This is a genomic window from Xanthobacter aminoxidans (assembly GCF_023571765.1).
Classification (GTDB): Bacteria; Pseudomonadota; Alphaproteobacteria; order Rhizobiales; family Xanthobacteraceae; genus Xanthobacter; species Xanthobacter aminoxidans.
The window spans coordinates 313295-330658 of the sequence record NZ_JAMJXC010000003.1; the positions used below are offsets into that span (position 1 = coordinate 313295).

18 protein-coding genes are annotated in these 17364 nt (G+C 67.3%); 15 read left to right on the plus strand and 3 right to left on the minus strand.

Translation table 11 applies throughout. The annotated features are described in order from the left end of the window. Positions 1 to 87: 87 nt before the first annotated feature. Complete coding sequence (locus tag EJ105_RS06905) at positions 88 to 750, minus strand: alpha/beta hydrolase (RefSeq protein ID WP_024278822.1); 663 nt, start codon at positions 748 to 750, stop codon at positions 88 to 90. Between the two features lie 387 nt (positions 751 to 1137). Between EJ105_RS06905 and EJ105_RS06910 the strand changes: the two genes are divergently transcribed. The 11 genes from EJ105_RS06910 to EJ105_RS06960 all read left to right on the plus strand — a co-directional run bounded on the left by EJ105_RS06910 (position 1138) and on the right by EJ105_RS06960 (position 13042). After that, positions 1138 to 2310, plus strand: coding sequence for a cysteine desulfurase family protein (locus EJ105_RS06910; RefSeq protein WP_250165854.1), 1173 nt, complete (start codon positions 1138 to 1140; stop codon positions 2308 to 2310). Between the two features lie 107 nt (positions 2311 to 2417). Continuing rightward, complete coding sequence (gene sufB, locus EJ105_RS06915; protein ID WP_250165739.1) at positions 2418 to 3890, plus strand: Fe-S cluster assembly protein SufB; 1473 nt, start codon at positions 2418 to 2420, stop codon at positions 3888 to 3890. A 93-nt stretch (positions 3891 to 3983) separates the two neighbouring features. Beyond that, positions 3984 to 4733 carry a Fe-S cluster assembly ATPase SufC gene (gene sufC / locus EJ105_RS06920; RefSeq protein ID WP_250165740.1) on the plus strand — a complete coding sequence of 250 codons (750 nt, stop codon included), beginning with the start codon at positions 3984 to 3986 and terminating at the stop codon, positions 4731 to 4733. An 11-nt stretch (positions 4734 to 4744) separates the two neighbouring features. Continuing rightward, on the plus strand, positions 4745 to 6073 hold the full coding sequence (gene sufD / locus EJ105_RS06925; protein ID WP_250165741.1) for a Fe-S cluster assembly protein SufD: 1329 nt from the start codon (positions 4745 to 4747) through the stop codon (positions 6071 to 6073). A gap of 131 nt (positions 6074 to 6204) precedes the next feature. Next, positions 6205 to 7452, plus strand: coding sequence for a cysteine desulfurase (locus EJ105_RS06930; RefSeq protein ID WP_250165742.1), 1248 nt, complete (start codon positions 6205 to 6207; stop codon positions 7450 to 7452). Then, positions 7449 to 7823, plus strand: coding sequence for an SUF system Fe-S cluster assembly protein (locus EJ105_RS06935; protein WP_024278828.1), 375 nt, complete (start codon positions 7449 to 7451; stop codon positions 7821 to 7823). The genes EJ105_RS06930 and EJ105_RS06935 overlap by 4 nt, the downstream gene beginning before the upstream one ends. A gap of 9 nt (positions 7824 to 7832) precedes the next feature. Further along, positions 7833 to 8276: a VOC family protein gene (locus tag EJ105_RS06940; RefSeq protein ID WP_250165743.1), complete on the plus strand. Its 444-nt coding sequence runs from the start codon at positions 7833 to 7835 to the stop codon at positions 8274 to 8276. Between the two features lie 576 nt (positions 8277 to 8852). Next, positions 8853 to 10175, plus strand: coding sequence for a proline--tRNA ligase (proS, locus tag EJ105_RS06945; RefSeq protein WP_250165744.1), 1323 nt, complete (start codon positions 8853 to 8855; stop codon positions 10173 to 10175). Beyond that, positions 10172 to 11473 carry a lipoprotein-releasing ABC transporter permease subunit gene (locus tag EJ105_RS06950; protein WP_051679273.1) on the plus strand — a complete coding sequence of 434 codons (1302 nt, stop codon included), beginning with the start codon at positions 10172 to 10174 and terminating at the stop codon, positions 11471 to 11473. Before proS ends, EJ105_RS06950 begins: the two co-directional genes overlap by 4 nt. A 5-nt stretch (positions 11474 to 11478) precedes the next feature. Further along, positions 11479 to 12210, plus strand: coding sequence for an ABC transporter ATP-binding protein (locus EJ105_RS06955; RefSeq protein WP_431192961.1), 732 nt, complete (start codon positions 11479 to 11481; stop codon positions 12208 to 12210). A 31-nt stretch (positions 12211 to 12241) separates the two neighbouring features. Beyond that, positions 12242 to 13042 (plus strand): YdcF family protein, encoded by an 801-nt coding sequence (locus tag EJ105_RS06960; RefSeq protein WP_250165746.1) that lies wholly within the window; start codon positions 12242 to 12244, stop codon positions 13040 to 13042. Position 13043: 1 nt separating this feature from the next. Here the strand turns inward: EJ105_RS06960 and EJ105_RS06965 are convergent, their stop codons facing one another. Further along, the gene (locus EJ105_RS06965) at positions 13044 to 13346 is read right to left on the minus strand and encodes a DUF3253 domain-containing protein (protein ID WP_250165747.1); all 303 of its coding nucleotides are present in this window, start codon (positions 13344 to 13346) and stop codon (positions 13044 to 13046) included. Between the two features lie 220 nt (positions 13347 to 13566). On the opposite strand from EJ105_RS06965, the gene EJ105_RS06970 reads away from it, so the two are divergent. From EJ105_RS06970 to EJ105_RS06985, 4 genes are all read left to right on the plus strand, one after another. Beyond that, complete coding sequence (locus tag EJ105_RS06970) at positions 13567 to 13704, plus strand: hypothetical protein (protein ID WP_197023034.1); 138 nt, start codon at positions 13567 to 13569, stop codon at positions 13702 to 13704. 218 nt (positions 13705 to 13922) lie between these two features. Further along, positions 13923 to 14936 (plus strand): hypothetical protein, encoded by a 1014-nt coding sequence (locus EJ105_RS06975; protein ID WP_250165859.1) that lies wholly within the window; start codon positions 13923 to 13925, stop codon positions 14934 to 14936. Positions 14937 to 14946: 10 nt separating this feature from the next. Then, positions 14947 to 15381, plus strand: a complete 435-nt coding sequence (locus tag EJ105_RS06980) for a DUF1489 family protein (RefSeq protein WP_250165748.1) — start codon at positions 14947 to 14949, stop codon at positions 15379 to 15381. Between the two features lie 104 nt (positions 15382 to 15485). After that, positions 15486 to 16643, plus strand: a complete 1158-nt coding sequence (locus EJ105_RS06985; RefSeq protein WP_029558690.1) for a hypothetical protein — start codon at positions 15486 to 15488, stop codon at positions 16641 to 16643. 34 nt (positions 16644 to 16677) lie between these two features. On the opposite strand, the gene EJ105_RS06990 is transcribed toward EJ105_RS06985, so the two are convergent. Further along, positions 16678 to 17292, minus strand: coding sequence for a helix-turn-helix domain-containing protein (locus tag EJ105_RS06990; protein ID WP_250165749.1), 615 nt, complete (start codon positions 17290 to 17292; stop codon positions 16678 to 16680). Between the last annotated feature and the right edge of the window lie 72 nt (positions 17293 to 17364).

Genomic DNA, 17364 nt, shown 5'->3' on the forward strand with positions numbered 1-17364 from the left:
GGGGAGAGGGAGCACGGTTGGCTCCAGACCCTCCCCCAAACGAAAACGGCGCGCCGAAGCGCGCCGTTCAAGCGGAACGAGCCGAAATCAGGCGGCGCTGTCCTTGCGGGTACCGGGGAGGCGCTTGTCGAGATAGGTGCCGACGACGCCCATCAGATCCTCGGTCTTGCCGTCGAAGAAGTGGTTGGCGCCGGGCACCACCTGCTGCTCGATGACGATGCCCTTCTGGGTCTTCAGCTTCTCCACCAGCGTCTGCACCGCAGAGGTGGGCACCACCGCATCCTTGTCGCCATGAACGAACAGGCCGGAAGAGGGGCAGGGGGCGAGGAAGGAGAAGTCGTAGAGGTTCGCCGGCGCGGCGATGGAGATGAAGCCTTCCACCTCGGGACGGCGCATCAGCAGCTGCATGCCGATCCACGCGCCGAAGGAGAAGCCGGCGATCCAGCAGGCGCGGGCATCCGGGTTCACCGACTGCGCCCAGTCGAGCGCGGCGGCGGCGTCCGAAAGCTCGCCCTGGCCGTGGTCGAACGAGCCCTGCGAGCGGCCCACGCCCCGGAAGTTGAAGCGCAGCACCGAGAAGCCGCGGTTCACGAACTGGTAGTACAGATTGTACACGACCGGATTGTTCATCGTCCCGCCGAACTGCGGGTGCGGATGAAGAATGATGGCGATGGGCGCGTTGCGGGTCTTGGCGGGCTGGTAGCGGCCTTCGAGGCGCCCCTTTTCGCCGGGGAAGATCACTTCTGGCATGGAAGTCTGCAACCTCTGGGTAGCAATGACGCGCGGCGCGCCCGTTCCGTCCTATAGGACGACGGGTCCGGCGCGGGAACCCGTCAGCATGACCCCTGTCGACTTGACGCCGGAACGGTAATGCTTGACTAACGGACGCGCGAGACCTATCTATTTAGAATAATTCTAATTTGTTCCCGGCGGCTGCGCGAACCTAGGGGCGCTGCGTTGTGAGAATGGGTGAAGTTTGACCTATGACGGAGATCGCCGGCAATTGCAAGCCTGGCACGGGTCGCGGGTGCGTTTGGCACATGCGGCCGGGAGGCGGAGATGAGCGCGGGCGACGCGTCGCGGCAGATGGGTACCATCGCGGGCACGGTTGAGGCGACCATCGCTTCCCGCCCGCCGGTGCCTCGCCGCGCCTATCTCGATCATAACGCCACGAGCCCCCTTCGGCCCGAGGCCCGCGCCGCGCTGGTCGCCGCGCTGGATGCGGGTGGCAATGCCTCTTCCGTCCATGCTGAAGGCCGCGCCGCGCGCGCCCGCATCGAGGCTGCCCGCGCGGCCGTCGCGGCGCTGGCGGGAGCGCCCGTCCGGGGCGTAGTCTTCACCTCCGGCGCCACCGAGGCGGCGGCGCTGGCGCTGCATCCCGCCGTCGAGATCGCCGGACGGGCCAAGCCCTGCGATGTGCTGCTCGCAAGCGCCGTCGAGCACCCGGCCGTGCTCAAGGGCCATCGTTTCCCATCCGACGCCTTGGAAATCCTGCCGGTGGATGGCGAGGGGCGGCTCGATCTCGCCGCGCTGGCCGAGGCGCTGGCCCGCCATCGCGCCGCCGGCCGGCGCGCGATGCTGGCAGTGATGGCGGCGAACAACGAGACCGGCGTGATCCAGCCCGTGGCCGAGGCGGCGCGGCTGGTGCATGAGGCGGACGGCATTGTCTTCTGCGACGCGGTTCAGGCCGCCGGGCGCATCCTGCTGGACATGACGGCGCTAGGCGCCGACTTTCTTGCGTTGTCCGCCCACAAGATCGGCGGTCCCCCCGGCGTTGGCGCGCTGGTGGCGGCGGGGCCGGACCATCGCACCGCGCCGCTGCTCTCCGGCGGCGGGCAGGAGCGCAACCGGCGCGCGGGCACCGAGAACGGGCCGGCCATCGTCGGCTTCGGCGCGGCGGCAAATGCCGTGAAGGCAGCGCTTTCCGCCGAGGCGGAGCGGCTTGCCGTGCTGCGCGACCGTCTGGAACGGGCGGTGCTGGAGGGCGTTCCCGGTACGAGGGTCGTGGGCGCGGGCGCCGATCGCCTGCCCAACACCACCATGGTCACATTCGCCGGACTTCGGGCCGAGACACTGGTGATCGCGCTGGACCTCGCCCACGTAAGCATCAGTGCCGGCTCGGCCTGCTCGTCCGGCAAGGTCGGCGCCTCGCAGGTGCTGCTCGCCATGGGACTGCCCGAGGACGAGGCGGCGGGCGCCATTCGCCTGTCGCTCGGCTGGTCGAGCACCATCGAGGATGTGGATGCCGCGGTCGAAGCCTTGAAAAAGGCCGTGCCGCAGCTGAGAAGCCGCGCTTCACGCGCGGCATAGCGGATTAAGCCGCGCTTTGCGCGGTTAGGGGAATTACGCCGCGCATCATGCGCGGCACACGGACTTGACCCGCGGGCCTTGACCCCGCGTGGGAGAGGAGAAGAGAGATGCCTGCGGTTCAGGAGACCGTCGAACGCGTCCGCGCGATCGACGTGGATCAGTACAAGTACGGTTTCGTCACCGATATCGAGAGCGAGAAGGCCCCCAAGGGCCTGTCGGAAGATACCGTTCGCTATATCTCCGCCCGGAAGAACGAACCCGAGTGGATGCTGGAATGGCGGCTCGACGCCTACCGGCGCTGGCTCACCATGGAAGAGCCCACCTGGGCGCGGGTGAGCTACCCCAGAATCGATTTCCAGGACTATTATTATTACTCGGCCCCCAAGGCGGCGCCGAAGTCCATCGACGAGATCGACCCGGAAATCCTCAAGACCTACGAGAAGCTCGGCATCCCCCTGCGCGAGCGCGACGCGCTGCTCGGCATCCAGCGCGAGGGCGGCTCCAAGGTGGCCGTGGACGCGGTGTTCGACAGCGTGTCGGTCGCCACCACCTTCAAGGAGGAGCTGGCCAAGGCGGGCGTCATCTTCATGCCCATCTCGGAGGCCATCCGCGAGCATCCCGAGCTGGTGAAGAAGTATCTCGGCTCGGTGGTCCCCGTGTCGGACAATTTCTACGCCACACTCAATTCGGCGGTCTTCTCGGACGGCTCCTTCGTCTATGTGCCGAAGGGCGTGCGCTGCCCCATGGAGCTTTCCACCTACTTCCGCATCAACGAGCGCAACACCGGCCAGTTCGAGCGCACCCTCATCATCGCCGATGAAGGCGCCTATGTGAGCTATCTGGAAGGCTGCACCGCCCCCCAGCGTGACGAGAACCAGCTGCACGCCGCCGTGGTCGAGCTGGTGGCGCTGAAGGATGCCGAGATCAAGTATTCCACCGTCCAGAACTGGTATCCCGGCGACAAGGACGGCAAGGGCGGCATCTACAATTTCGTCACCAAGCGCGGCGACTGCCGGGGCGACAATTCCAAGATCTCCTGGACCCAGGTGGAGACCGGCTCGGCCATCACCTGGAAGTACCCGAGCTGCATCCTGCGCGGCGACAACTCGCAGGGCGAGTTCTATTCCATCGCCATCTCCAACGGCCACCAGCAGGTGGATTCGGGGACGAAGATGATCCACCTCGGCAAGAACACGTCGAGCCGGATCATCTCCAAGGGCATCGCCGCCGGGCACTCGGACAACACCTATCGCGGGCTCGTCTCGGCCCACCGCAAGGCGACGGGCGCGCGAAACTTCACCAACTGTGACTCGCTCCTCATCGGCGATCTCTGCGGGGCGCACACCGTGCCCTACATGGAGGCCAAGAACGCCTCGGCCCAGTTCGAGCACGAGGCGACCACCTCCAAGATCTCCGAGGACCAGCTCTTCTACTGCCTCCAGCGCGGCCTTTCGCAGGAGGAGGCGGTGGCGCTCATCGTCAACGGCTTCGTGCGCGACGTGCTCCAGCAACTGCCCATGGAGTTTGCGGTCGAGGCGCAGAAGCTGATCGCCGTGAGCCTGGAAGGCTCGGTGGGCTGACGAACCGGCCGGCGCGCCGCCGGCTCCATCCCCTTCTCGCGCAGCGCGTCCTTCGGGGCGCAGCCGCGCGGATCGACATTTCAAGGACCGACCATGCTCGAAATCCGCAATCTCCACGCCCGCATCGGCGAGAACGAGATTCTGAAGGGCCTCGACCTCACCATCCCGGATGGCGAGGTGCATGCCATCATGGGGCCGAACGGCTCCGGCAAGTCCACGCTCTCCTACGTCCTCTCCGGCAAGCCCGATTATGAGGTGACGGACGGCAGCGTGAGCTTCGACGGCGCGGACCTGCTCGCGCTCGACGCCAGCGCGCGGGCGGCGGCGGGTGTCTTCCTCGCCTTCCAGTATCCCATCGAAATCCCCGGCGTTGCCAACATGACTTTCCTGCGGGCGGCCATGAACGCCCAGCGCAAGGCGCGCGGCGAGGAGGAAATCTCCACCCCCGACTTCCTGAAGCTGGTGCGCGCCAAGGCGCCGGACCTCGGCATCTCGCAGGACATGCTCCGGCGCGGCGTCAATGTCGGCTTCTCCGGCGGCGAGAAGAAGCGCAACGAAATCCTCCAGATGACCCTGCTGGAGCCCAAGCTCTGCATTCTGGATGAGACCGATTCCGGCCTCGACATCGACGCGCTCAAGGTGGTGTCTCACGGCGTGAATGCGCTGCGCAGCCCCAAGCGCTCCATGCTGGTCATCACCCATTATCAGCGCCTGCTCGACCATATCGTGCCGGATGTGGTGCACGTGATGCACAAGGGCCGCATCGTCCGCTCCGGCGGGCCGGAGCTGGCGCTGGAGCTGGAAGAGTCGGGCTACGCGGCCTACGCGCAGGACGCGGCGTGAAGGACGGCACCATGACCATCAACGTCCGACCCGCCCGAACGGCGGCGGAAGAGGCGATCGCCGCCGCGCTCGAGGCGTCGATCGCCACCGAGGCGGGGCAGGGGCGTATCGCCGAGCTGCGCCGCGCCGCCCGCGATGCCTTCCTCTCCCACGGCCTGCCCAGCCGCCGTGTGGAAGAGTGGAAGTACACCGACCTGCGCGCCGCCATCCGCGACGTGCCCAATCGCGCCCCCGCGCCGGGTACGGTGGAGGATCTGGAAGCTGCGCCATTCGTGCCGGCCGTGCCCAATGCCGGACGCATCCTGTTCGTGAACGGCGTTCTCTCCCGCGCCGGCTCGGACTTCGCGGCGCTGTCGGAAGGCGTCACCGCCTTGCCGCTGGACACCGCCATCGCTGCCGGCGATCCGCTCGCCGATCGCATCAATGCCCTTTCGCCGAGCCGCTATGACGGGCCGCTGGCCCTCAACACCGGCTTCCTCGGCGAGGGCGTCGCGCTCCGCGTCGATGCCGGGGTGAAGGCCGCGCGGCCGGTTCACATCGCCCACGCTTTTCCGGGTAGCGAAGCCGTCTCCGGCTTCACCCGCACCGTCGTTGTGGTGGGCGAAGGCGCCGAGGTGACGCTGGTGGAGACCTTCGCCGGGCGTGATGGCGTCGCCTACCAGTCCAACCATGCGGTGGAGCTGGTGGTGGGCGACGGTGCGGTCGTGAACCTCGTGCGCATCCAGGAGGAGGGCGACGCCGCCTTCCACTTCGGCACCCTCATGCTGGAGCTGGGCCGCGAGGCGAAGCTGAACCTGTTCGCCCTCGCCCAGGGCTCGGCGCTGGCGCGCTACAACGTCTATGGCCGCTTCGAGGGCACCAGCGCCCATGCCGGTATCCGCGGCGCGACCCTCGCCCGTGGCCGCCAGCATTCGGACACGACCCTCGTCATCGATCATGCGGTGGCGGGGGGCGAGAGCCGCGAGCTGTTCAAGACCGTGCTCGCCGATGACGCCCACGGCGTGTTCCAAGGCAAGATCGTGGTGCGTCGCGCCGCCCAGAAGACCGACGGCCGGATGATGAGCCAGTCGCTCCTCCTCTCCGACCGCGCCGAGATGGACAACAAGCCGGAGCTGGAAATCTTCGCCGACGATGTCCAGTGCGGCCACGGTGCCACCGCCGGCGCGCTCGATCGCTCCATGCTGTTCTACCTGCGCTCGCGCGGCCTGCCGGAGAAGGAAGCCGAGATGCTCCTCATCCAGGCCTTCCTCGGCGAGGCGGTGGAATATGTGGAGAATGCGGACCTGCGCGACCTGCTGATCGAGCGGATCAGCGGGTGGCTGGAGAAGCGGGCGGCGTAGGCCGCACCCGTCATCCTCCGGCTTGACCGGAGGATCCATGTCGCCACCGGCACCAGCGGAGGGATGGGCCCTCCGGTCGAGCCGGAGGGCGACGGCAACACTGCGTTGAAGCGTTCCTTGAGGACATTGCCATGACCCAGCCCCACCCCGCCGTCGCCAATGGCTCCTTCGACGTGGAGCGGGTACGCGCGGATTTTCCGGCCCTGTCGCTGGAGGTGAACGGCCATCCGCTCACCTATCTCGACAATGCCGCCTCCGCCCAGAAGCCGCGGCAGGTCATCGACCGCATGGTGACCGCCTATGAGCGGGAATATTCCAACGTCCATCGCGGCCTGCACTATCTCGCCAATGCCGCCACCGAGGCGTTCGAGCATGCCCGCGAGACGGCACGCGCCTTCCTGAACGCCGGCAGCATCGACGAGATCATCTTCACCCGCTCCGGTACCGGCGCCATCAACACGGTGGCCTCCTCCCTCGGCCAGTCCATCGAGGCGGGCGACGAGATCGTGCTCTCCATCATGGAGCACCATTCCAACATCGTGCCGTGGCACTTCCTGCGCGAGCGCAGGGGCGCCGTCATCAAGTGGGTGCCGGTGCGGGAGGATGGCTCCTTCGACCTCGACGCCTTTAAGGCGCTGCTCGGTCCGCGCACCAAGATCGTCGCCATCACCCACATGTCCAACGTGCTGGGCACGGTGACGCCCATCAAGGAGATCGCGGCGGCGGCCCATGCGGTAGGCGCCAAGGTGGTGGTGGATGGCTGCCAGGCCATCGTCCACATGCCGGTGGACGTGCGCGACCTCGATGTCGATTTCTACGCCGTCACCGGCCACAAGCTCTATGCCCCCACCGGCATCGGCCTGCTCTACGGCAGGAAGGAACTGCTGGAGGCGATGCCGCCCTATGAGGGCGGCGGCGAGATGATCCGCGAGGTGACGGAGGAGACCGTCACATACGGGGTACCTCCGCACCGTTTCGAGGCTGGAACACCTCCAATCGTTCAGGCCATCGGCCTTGGCGCTGCAATGGAATATGTCCAGTCCATCGGCCGAGAGCGCATCGCCGCGCACGAGCACGATCTCTCGGCCTATGCCCACGACCGCTTGAGGGCGTTGAATTCCCTGCGGATCATCGGCACGGCGGCGGACAAGGGCGCCATCATTTCCTTCGAGATGAAGGGCGCCCATCCCCACGACGTGGCGACCATCATCGACCGCTACGGTGTCGCGGTACGGGCCGGCACCCATTGCGCACAGCCGCTTTTGGCCCGATATGGTGCGACAGCGACATGCCGCGCATCGTTTGCTCTTTACAACACGCGCGCCGACGTGGACCGTCTCTTTGACGCCCTCGTCAAGGCGCAGGATTTGTTCGCATGACCGATACCAAGTCGATCGAGGCGCCGAACCAGCCGCAGATCCAGTCTCCGATCCCGGAGGCGGAGCTTGCGCGGCTCACCGACGACATCGTGATCGCCCTCAAGACGGTCTACGATCCCGAAATCCCGGTGGACATCTACGAGCTTGGCCTGATCTACAAGGTCGATATCTCCGATGCCCGCACCGTTGCTGTGGAGATGACGCTCACCACGCCGAACTGCCCTGCCGCCGCCGAACTGCCCGGCATGGTGGAGAGCGCCGTCGCGGCCGTGCCCGGCATCTCGGACGTGAAGGTGGACATCACCTTCGATCCGCCTTGGGACCAGGGCCGCATGTCCGAGGAAGCCCGCGCCACGCTCAACTTGTGGTGAGCCCGCGTCATGCCTGACGGGCAGGGGACCGCGCGCACCGCGCCGCCCCTCGGCCGGGTGCTGGAAACCGGCCTCTATGTTGACGACCTAGCCCGGGCGCGCGGCTTCTACGAAGGCGTGCTTGGCCTCGTGCCCATGCTGGCCGATGCGCGTTTCGCCGCCTATCCGGTCGGCGGCACCGTGCTTCTGCTGTTCCTGCGCGGATCGGCCGACACGGCCATCGCGCTGCCCTTCGGCGGCGCGATTCCCCCGCACGATGGCGCCGGCCGGCTGCACTTCGCCTTTTCCGCCGAAGCCGCCGACATGGAACGCTGGCGCGACCACCTCACCGCGCACGGCGTCGCCATCGAGGGCGAGGTGCATTGGCCGAAGGGCGCGACGAGCCTCTATTTCCGCGATCCGGACGGAAACCTCGCCGAGATCGCGAGCCCGGGGCTCTGGGCGAATTATTAGCGCACAGATTCGCCGTCATCGCCCGGCTCGTCCGGGCGATCCACCTTGCCGTTCGTCCGGTGCATCATGGAAAGAGCCGCCCCGGCCGAACCGTGGATACCCCGCACAAGGCGGGGGATGACGAACAGTGATGCGGAGGGGGTCTCGTCGTGCGACCGCCAAGCCCCAAAAGAAAAAGGCGAGGCCCCGAGCGGGCCTCGCCTTTTTTAATCCACGGCTCCAGCGCTGCCTGCAGATCTAAGTCCGCTTTGGGGGCTGCGCGGCCAATCCGTGATGCCGATTCCGTATGCGCCATTAAAGGCGGCCGTCGGTCGGCTTTTTCTTACCTCTCCTCCCGAGACCTGAACCGCATTCACCGCCGTCTGGCCGGCCGGTGACGGTCCCCTTTCTTGTGCGGGGGGAAAATAGAACAAGAATCTGTCGTTTGTCATCCTTGCGCCGCAATAAGTCGTTCGCTGCGTCGCAATATGGTTGCATGGCACCGCATTCGCGCCACTGCCCTTGTGTTTTGGCCGCCCTTCCGCTTTCACTCCCGCCAGCCTGATTTCCCTCCGCACGAAAAGTCCGAGCCACCCGATGCGACTGTCCCGCTATTTCCTTCCCATTCTGCGCGAGGTGCCCAAGGAGGCGGAGATCGTCTCGCACCGGCTGATGCTGCGCGCCGGCATGATCCGGCAGGAATCGGCCGGCATCTACGCCTGGCTGCCGTTCGGCCTGCGTGTGCTGAACAAGGTCTGCAACATCATCCGCGAGGAGCAGAATCGCGCCGGCGCCATCGAGATGCTGATGCCGACCATCCAGTCGGCGGACCTCTGGCGCGAGAGCGGCCGCTATGACGATTACGGCAAGGAGATGCTGCGCATCCGCGACCGGCACGATCGCGAGATGCTGTTCGGCCCCACCAACGAGGAGATGATCACCGAGATCGTCCGCGCCTATGTGAAATCGTACAAGGCGCTGCCCCTCAACCTCTACCACATCCAGTGGAAGTTCCGGGACGAGGTGCGCCCGCGCTTCGGCGTCTACCGCTCGCGCGAGTTCCTGATGAAGGACGCCTATTCCTTCGATCTCGACGCGGCCGGCGCCCGCCATTCCTACAACAAGATGTTCGTCGCTTATCTGCGCACCTTCGCCCGCATGGGGCTGAAAGCGATTCCGATGGTGGCGGACACGGGACCGATCGGCGGCAACCTCTCCCACGAGTTCATCATCCTCGCCTCCACCGGCGAGAGCGAGGTGTTCTGCCATGGCGACTATCTCGACATGGCGCCGCCCCCCGCCGATGTGAACTTCGACGATCCCGCCGGTCTCCAGGGCGTGTTCGACCGCTGGACGCAGCTTTATGCCGCGACCTCCGAGAAGCATGACACGGCAGCCTTCGAGGCCATCCCGGAAGACCGCCGCCTCGCCGCGCGCGGCATCGAGGTGGGCCACATCTTCTATTTCGGCACCAAATATTCCGAGCCCTTCGGCGCCAAGGTGCTGGGTCCGGACGGCAAGGAGCACACCATCCACATGGGCTCCTACGGCATCGGCCCCTCGCGCCTCGTGGCGGCCATGATCGAGGCGTCTCACGATGAGAACGGCATCATCTGGCCGGACGCGGTCGCGCCCTTCCAGGTGGGCATCCTGAACCTCAAGGTCGGGGACAGCGCGACCGAGGCGGCCTGCGGCGCCCTTTACGCGGAATTGACCGCTGCCGGCTACGACGTGCTGTACGACGACACCGAGGAGCGCGCCGGCGCCAAGTTCGCCACCGCCGATCTCATCGGCCTGCCGTGGCAGATCTTGGTCGGGCCCAAGAGCCTCGCCGAGGGCAAGGTGGAACTGAAGCGCCGGGTGGACGGCTCGCGCGAGCTGATCGCCCCGAGCGACATTGTGGAGAGGCTGAAGGCATGACGGCAACCCATGCGGCGGCGGCGAGGGCAGGCGGGGACACCACCGGTACGCGCCCCTTCGCCCCGTTCGAGTGGATGCTGTCGTTGCGTTATCTCCGGGCCCGCCGCAAGGAGGGCTTCATCTCCGTCATCGCCGGCTTCTCCTTCCTCGGCATCATGCTGGGGGTGGCGACGCTCATCATCGTCATGGCGGTGATGAACGGCTTCCGGCAGGAGCTGCTGGGCAAGATCCTCGGCCTCAACGGCCACGTGCTGGTACAGCCGCTGGAATCACCGCTCACCGACTACAAGGCCGTGGCCCAGCGCATCGCCGCGCTCAACGGCATCCGCATCGCGGTGCCTCTGGTGGAGGGGCAGGCGCTGGCGTCCTCGCCCTTCGGCGCCTCGGGCGTGCTGGTGCGCGGCATGGCGGAGAAAGACCTGCGCGGGCTGCCCTCGGTCGCCCACAACATTCGCCAGGGCACGCTGGAGAATTTTGACCAGGGGCAGGGCATCGCCATCGGCAAGCGCCTCGCCGACCAATTGTCCCTGCGTGCCGGCGACAACATCACCCTCGTCGCCCCGCGCGGTGCGGTGACGCCCATGGGCACCTCTCCCCGCATCAAGGTCTACAAGATCGCCGCGGTGTTCGAGGTGGGCATGTCGGAATACGACAGCGCCTTCGTGTTCATGCCACTGCCGGAGGCGCAGGCCTATTTCAACCGCAACGGCGACGTGAACGCCATCGAGGTCTATCTCGACAATCCCGACGACGTGGGCGAACTGCGCGCCGCCATCCAGAGCGCGGCGGAGCGGCCGGTCTATCTCGTGGACTGGCGGGTGCGGAACGCCACCTTCTTCGGCGCGCTGCAGGTGGAGCGGAACGTGATGTTCCTCATCCTCACGCTGATCGTGCTGGTGGCGGCGCTCAACATCGTCTCCGGCCTCATCATGCTGGTGAAGGACAAGGGGCACGACATCGCCATCCTGCGCACCATGGGCGCGACGCAGGGCTCCATCATGCGCATCTTCTTCATCACCGGCGCCTCCATCGGCGTGGTGGGGACGCTTTCGGGCCTGCTGCTCGGCGTGATCGTGTGCCTCAACATCGAGAGCATCCGCCAGTTCATCTCCTGGCTCACCGCCACGGAGCTGTTCTCGCCCGAACTCTATTATTTGTCCCGCCTTCCGGCGCAGATGAATTTCGGCGAAACCTCCTCCGTGGTTCTGATGGCAATGGCGCTCTCGTTCCTGGCCACGCTCTATCCGTCCTGGCGGGCCGCCCGGCTCGATCCGGTGGAAGCCCTGAGGTACGAGTGATGGACATGCCCACCCCGCCCGAAGGTCGCGGCCGCGGCCCCGGCACCGGCTCCCGTCCCCAGTTCGCGCTGGCTTTGGCCGGCGTCGTGCGGCGCTATGCGCAGGGGCAGGGGGCGCTGGAAATCCTGCGCGGCGCCGACCTCGGCATCGCCCAGGGGCAATCGGTGGCCCTCGTGGCGCCGTCCGGCTCCGGCAAATCCACCCTGCTTCACATCGCCGGACTGCTGGAGCATTCGGACGCCGGAGAGGTGTTCATCGACGGCGCGCCCACCGCCCGCCTGCCGGATGCCGAGCGCACGCGCATCCGCCGGCTCTCCATCGGCTTCGTCTACCAGTTCCATCATCTCCTGCCCGAGTTCACGGCGCTGGAGAACGTGGCCATGCCGCAGATGATCCGCGGCCTCGCCAAGAAGGAATCGGAGACGCGGGCCAAGGAGCTGCTCTCCTATCTCGGCCTCGGCGCCCGCCTCACCCATCGCCCGTCCGAGCTGTCGGGCGGCGAGCAGCAGCGCGTCGCCATCGCCCGCGCGCTCGCCAACGCGCCACGGCTGCTGCTGGCGGACGAACCCACCGGCAATCTCGATCCCAAGACGTCCGACCACGTGTTCGGCGCCATGTCGGAGCTGGTGCGGGCCACCGGGGTGGCCGCCTTGATCGCCACCCACAATCTCGACCTCGCCGCCCGCATGGACCGGCGCGTCACCCTGCGCGAAGGCAAGGTGGTCGAGCTGGCCTGACCGGCGCCACGGGACGCTCCCAGAGGGTGGAATGGATTCGTTTTTCGCCGCCTCCAAGATGTTCTGGTTCCTCGTCGCGCCGTCCAACCTGCTGATGCTGCTTGGCGGCCTCGGCCTCTTGCTGGCGCTCGCCAGCGGGCGGCGGTGGGGACTGGGGCTTCTCGCTGTTTCCATCGTCGGCTGGGGGGTGCTGGGCTTCTCGCCGGTGTCCAATTATCTCCTCAACCCCCTGGAGGAGCGCTTTCCCATCTACCGGGGCGATGAGCCGATCACCGGCGTGATCCTCCTGGGCGGGGCGGAGGTGCCGGAGGTGGGGCTGGCGCGCGGCGTCCCCGCCTTCGCCAATGCCGGGGAGCGGGCCATTGCTTTCGGCGCCCTGGCGCGGAAGCACCCGGAGGCGCGCCTCGCGTTCATCGGCGGCAGCGGACAGCTGTTCTCCGACGGCGTCGCCTCGGAGGCGCGGATGATGCAGATGACGCTGCCGGACCTCGGCATCGCCCCGGACCGTGTGGAATACGAGGTGAAATCCCGCAACACCGCGGAAAATGCGGAGTTTGCCAAGGAATTGCTGAAGCCCAAGCCGGGCGAGCGCTGGCTGCTGGTGACGAGCGCGTTCCACATGCCGCGTGCGGTCGGCTGCTTCCGCAAGGTGGGCTTCGACGTGATCCCCTATCCCGTCGATTTCCGCACCGCCGGCCCGAACCAGCTCAACGAGACCTTCTCGCGCACGGCGGGCGGGCTCGACATGGCGGATGTGTCGATCAAGGAGTGGGTGGGCCTCGTCGCCTACTATCTCTCGGGCAAGACCAGCGCGCTGTTTCCGGCGCCGTAAGCTATTCGTCCCGCGGCAGGCCGATGCGGTAGACGCCGCGGAAATCGGTCGGGTCCACCGCCTTGCCCTTGCGATAGATCATCAGCCGGCCCTCCAGCGCGAGGCGGACGGCTACGCGGCGCACCACCGGCAGTGCCCGCTGCCATTCGTCCTTCGGCATCAGCGCCAGCGCCGCATCCATGGGGCCGATGCTCTTGCCCGGCCCGGCCTCGCCCGCGAGACGCAGGAGCAGCGCCGCGGCGGCCTCATCGTCGGGCAGAGGGGAAGGGCTGGCGGTCGAATCGGAGGGGCGGCTCTCGGTCATGGGGAAGTCCTACCCCATCCGCGCGGATTTTCGCATGGGCAAACCCGGCGCCCCCGGATCCGGCAGCCTGTGGATTGCGGCAGTCCCGGATCTCGCATGCGAGCCGTTCGCAGGAAGCATGACGCAGGGCTTGCCCGAGCGTTCATAAATTCTTAATGAATGTTGCGTTGCGGGGCGCTCGTCGTGCCGCGGGGACTCGTCGAAAGAGCCGCTATCCATCATGGATCTCAGCCAAGGTTATGCCCATCGCCGCTCCTGCTGGGGCGTCGCGCGCACTGCGCTTGCTGTCTTTCTGGTCGCCGTCGCGGTGATCTATCTCTACGGAGGCTTCGACGCCTCCGCGCTTCGGCCCCACTGAACGCAGCCGCCGAGAACACCGGGCGTCTTCGCGGCCGGGGGAACGGGTTTTCCTTTACCATGGGGATTGCGCGCCGGTGCGCCGCGTTGCCTTTGTGCGGCGGACCGGACAATGATCCGCGCCCCGACCGGCAGCCGTAGGCGTATCGTGGGGGCGGGAACCGGAACAGGGACGCAGGCGTTCGCCCGCGTCCCAAGGGCTGCGTCGCGGAGGGCGCCATGCTGGAATGGATGAACCGGACGCTCAGCATTCTGAACAGCAATTTCGATGTGCCGGGCTGGGTCGTGCTCGCGGCCATGGTCATCGGGGCGGTGTTCGTCTTCGTGCTGTTCGTGCGGTCGGAGCCCAATGAAAACCCGCTGACCCTGCTCGTGCTCATCGGCATCCTGCTGGGTGGCCTGTCGGTGGGCAGCGCCATGGTCAAGCAGATCATCCAGGCTGCCGCCATCTCGGAAGCGCGCTCGCTGGAATCCCGCGCCGCCGGCCTTGATTCCGCGGCCGCGCAGACGGCGGCCCTCGGCTGCATCGGCGCCGATCCGTCCCTGACGGGGGTATGCGAGGCGGTGTTGTTCGAGCGGCCGGACACGGTGGCCGCCGCCCGCGCCATGGTCCGCGCGCGCATGGCGCTGGTCGAGGACGCCTTCGAATTCGTGCGCCGCCGCAAGGCCGACTACCTGACCGAGCGGATCATCGCTTGGCGTCGGCCGCTGGAGCAGGATCCCTACGGCCTCGTCGCTTCCGCGCTGGTGGATTTCTCCGGCTGCACGGTGAGCTATTGTCCGCAGGCCGCGATCTTCGGCGATCCGACGCACATCATCGCCAACATGAACGAGGGGCGCTATGCCAGCCTCGTCAACAAATATACCCCGGTGTGGGAGCGCAACGCGCGCAACCGCGGCATGACCGGGGGACCGCCGCCGCGCACCGGCCCCTTCGGCATGCTGGTGACCCAGCCTGATCCGGCCCACCCGGCCCAGCCCGGTGCCCCGGGCGTTCCCGCTCCGGCCGCGGCGGCGCCAGCCCCGGCGGCGGAAGATCCTGATGTGATCGCGCCGCCTCCCAGCGCGCCGCTGCCGCCCGCCCGCCCGGCGCGCACCCCGGCCGCGCAGGCGACGCCCCCGGCCAATCCGGCCCCGCGTCCCGCCGCACCCCGTCCGCGTCCCCAGCCTGCGGCGCCCGCCGAAGCCGAACCCGCCGGCGAGGGCGCACCCGCCGCCCCGAACGGCCAATAGCGCGGGCGCGATGGCGCTCCACCTCATCAAGCTGTGCGTCGGCGCGACCTCCATCGCCGACCTCGAAGGCTGGATCGCCGACCGTGCCGACACAGCCCGGCGGGCCGGGGTCCCGTTCGAGCAGATCCACGTCACCCGCATGGTGCCCAGCCGCAAGGACGAGCTGATCGACGGCGGCTCGCTCTATTGGGTCATCAAGGGCGAGGTGGCGGCACGCCAGCGCCTGCTCGAGCTGCGGACCGTGGTCGATCCGGACGGGGTGCGCCGCTGCGGCCTCGTGCTCGATCCCGCCGTCATCCGCGTGGAGCCGCGCCCCTCGCGTCCCTTCCAGGGCTGGCGCTACCTCTCCGACCGGGAGGCGCCGCGCGATCTCGGCGCGAGCACCGGCACCGCCGATCTGCCCGAAGCCCTCAGCCGGGAGCTGCGCGATCTGGGCCTTCTCTGAACGGAATTGATGACGTTCGGTCATCTGCCGTTCAGGAAGCCTTCGCCATGGTCCGCCCCGAAACGCCAGGTGCCCCGCGCCCGGTGCCATCGAGGGAGATCCACATGACCATCCGCTTCGCGCCGGCCATATTCGCCTGTGCCGCCGGCCTGTGCGCGGCCAGCCTGACGGCGCCGGGCGCCGCGATGGCACAGCAGAGCCAGGCGCTGAAGGAGATTCCCGCCGACAAGGCGAAGCTCACCGGCGCCATGACGGTGGACTACAACTCCCGGTCCCTGCGCTCCACCAGCGGCACCGACCTCTACGAGATCAGCGACCTCTCGGTGGCCGACCTGATGATCCTGAAGGGCTCGGTTCAGCGCACGCCGGGCAAGAGCCTCGTCTATTCCGTGAAGTTCGACGTCATCAATCCGTCCAACCCGTCCCAGGTGGCGCGGGAGGTGGCGATCCTGCGCGGCGACCTGCAGATCGACGCCAACGGCCGCTACATCCCCGATGCCGGCCGGCTGCGCATCGACGTGGTGAAGGGCAACCAGACCTCCTCGCCCTTCGGCGGCTCCATCCAGGGTCGCAACGTGACGCGCTGGTGGGAAGTGGCCGAGCAGTTCCGCCGGGCGCAGAAGGAGGCGGACAAGATCTATTCCCGCATGGTCGACGGCAAGGTGGTCTCGATCCAGGTTAAGAACCCCGATCCGCTGCGCTTCGAGCGCACCCAGCTCGCGGCCGGCCCCTTCTCCTTCCTTCCGGACGTACGCGTCTCAGGCAACCTCGACTACGACTACGAGCTGGGCAACTGGCTGACCGACGCCAATGGCGTGACCTTCGCCTACACCGTCGCCGACAAGTCGTTCACCGACCGCGTGTCCGGCTCGATCCGCTATGTGGAGGAGAACGGCAACTTCACCGACAAGGCGGGCAAGAAGAAGCCCTATACCGGCTATTACGAGTACAATCTGCGCTGGAACGAGCAGGCGGTGAACACCGACCAGTCTTTCTTCGATGCCAGCGCGGCGCAGGCGCAGTCCGACGCCTTCTTCTCGTCCGCCGACCAGTCGAAGCCCGGTCTCTACGGCCGCGTCTTTTACAACGACAGCGAGGACGCCTGCAAAAGGGTGAAGGGCGACAACGGCCGGGACAAGTGCGTCGGCCCCACCCGCTCGGAAGTCACCTGGGACCTCAAGGCCGAGAAGCTGACCTACGCGCAGCTCGCCAACTGGGTGAAGCTGGAGATGCTCATCCTCGGCCCGCTGACCGACGAGTGAGCTTGGGTGAAGGGGAGGGGGCGCCCCTCCCCATTCACTCCAGAACCGCGGCCTTGAGCAGGCACACCATGAAGGCGCGGGCAGGCGCGCCGCTTCGGTTGCGGATGACATGGCGGCGGTCGCAGCGGTAGCGCACCGTCTCGCCTTCCTTCACCGTCTCCACCTGGCCCGCCACGTCCACTTCCAGCGTGCCGGATATGACCGTGAGGCATTCCACGGACCCGCGCTGGTGCCCGTCCGAATCGAGCTCCCCGCCGGGTGCGGCCTCCATGTCGTAATACTGGAGCCACTCCACCGTCTTGATCCAGCCGATGATGGACAGGCGCACCAGCCCGTCTTCGGAGAGCAGGATCGGCGTGTCGGCGCGGGAGAGCTTCTCCACGAAGGGCGCATCGTCGGAGGAGGCGAGCACCCGCTCCACCGACATGTCGAGCGCCTGCGACAGGCGCCACACGGTGGCCAGCGTCGGATTGGTCTCGTTGCGCTCGATCTGGCTGATGATGGACTTCGCCACGCCGGACTGCTCGGCAAGGTCCGACAAGGAGAGGTTGTAGGCCTTGCGCAGGCGCTGGATGGTCTTGCCCAGCTGCCCGGTAATCACCTGCGCGCCGGTTTCGAGAGAGCTGCCCCCGCGTTCCCTGACGGCCATGCCCCAATATCCTTTCAACCGAACGAGCGTTCGCTTCAGCGGACGTTACCGTCCGGGCGCGCGGGAGGGAAG

Bases quoted from the DNA above. Each gene is read 5' to 3' on its own strand.
- EJ105_RS06935 (WP_024278828.1), top strand. From the start codon at position 7,449: ATGACCGATACCAAGTCGATCGAGGCGCCGAACCAGCCGCAGATCCAG.
- EJ105_RS06905 (WP_024278822.1), bottom strand. From the start codon at position 750: ATGCCAGAAGTGATCTTCCCCGGCGAAAAGGGGCGCCTCGAAGGCCGC.
- EJ105_RS06965 (WP_250165747.1), bottom strand. From the start codon at position 13,346: ATGACCGAGAGCCGCCCCTCCGATTCGACCGCCAGCCCTTCCCCTCTG.
- EJ105_RS06930 (WP_250165742.1), top strand. From the start codon at position 6,205: ATGACCCAGCCCCACCCCGCCGTCGCCAATGGCTCCTTCGACGTGGAG.
- EJ105_RS06985 (WP_029558690.1), top strand. From the start codon at position 15,486: ATGACCATCCGCTTCGCGCCGGCCATATTCGCCTGTGCCGCCGGCCTG.
- EJ105_RS06970 (WP_197023034.1), top strand. From the start codon at position 13,567: ATGGATCTCAGCCAAGGTTATGCCCATCGCCGCTCCTGCTGGGGCGTC.
- EJ105_RS06955 (WP_431192961.1), top strand. From the start codon at position 11,479: ATGCCCACCCCGCCCGAAGGTCGCGGCCGCGGCCCCGGCACCGGCTCC.
- EJ105_RS06975 (WP_250165859.1), top strand. From the start codon at position 13,923: ATGCTGGAATGGATGAACCGGACGCTCAGCATTCTGAACAGCAATTTC.
- EJ105_RS06950 (WP_051679273.1), top strand. From the start codon at position 10,172: ATGACGGCAACCCATGCGGCGGCGGCGAGGGCAGGCGGGGACACCACC.
- sufB (WP_250165739.1), top strand. From the start codon at position 2,418: ATGCCTGCGGTTCAGGAGACCGTCGAACGCGTCCGCGCGATCGACGTG.
- EJ105_RS06940 (WP_250165743.1), top strand. From the start codon at position 7,833: ATGCCTGACGGGCAGGGGACCGCGCGCACCGCGCCGCCCCTCGGCCGG.
- EJ105_RS06980 (WP_250165748.1), top strand. From the start codon at position 14,947: ATGGCGCTCCACCTCATCAAGCTGTGCGTCGGCGCGACCTCCATCGCC.
- sufC (WP_250165740.1), top strand. From the start codon at position 3,984: ATGCTCGAAATCCGCAATCTCCACGCCCGCATCGGCGAGAACGAGATT.
- EJ105_RS06960 (WP_250165746.1), top strand. From the start codon at position 12,242: ATGGATTCGTTTTTCGCCGCCTCCAAGATGTTCTGGTTCCTCGTCGCG.
- sufD (WP_250165741.1), top strand. From the start codon at position 4,745: ATGACCATCAACGTCCGACCCGCCCGAACGGCGGCGGAAGAGGCGATC.
- EJ105_RS06990 (WP_250165749.1), bottom strand. From the start codon at position 17,292: ATGGCCGTCAGGGAACGCGGGGGCAGCTCTCTCGAAACCGGCGCGCAG.
- proS (WP_250165744.1), top strand. From the start codon at position 8,853: ATGCGACTGTCCCGCTATTTCCTTCCCATTCTGCGCGAGGTGCCCAAG.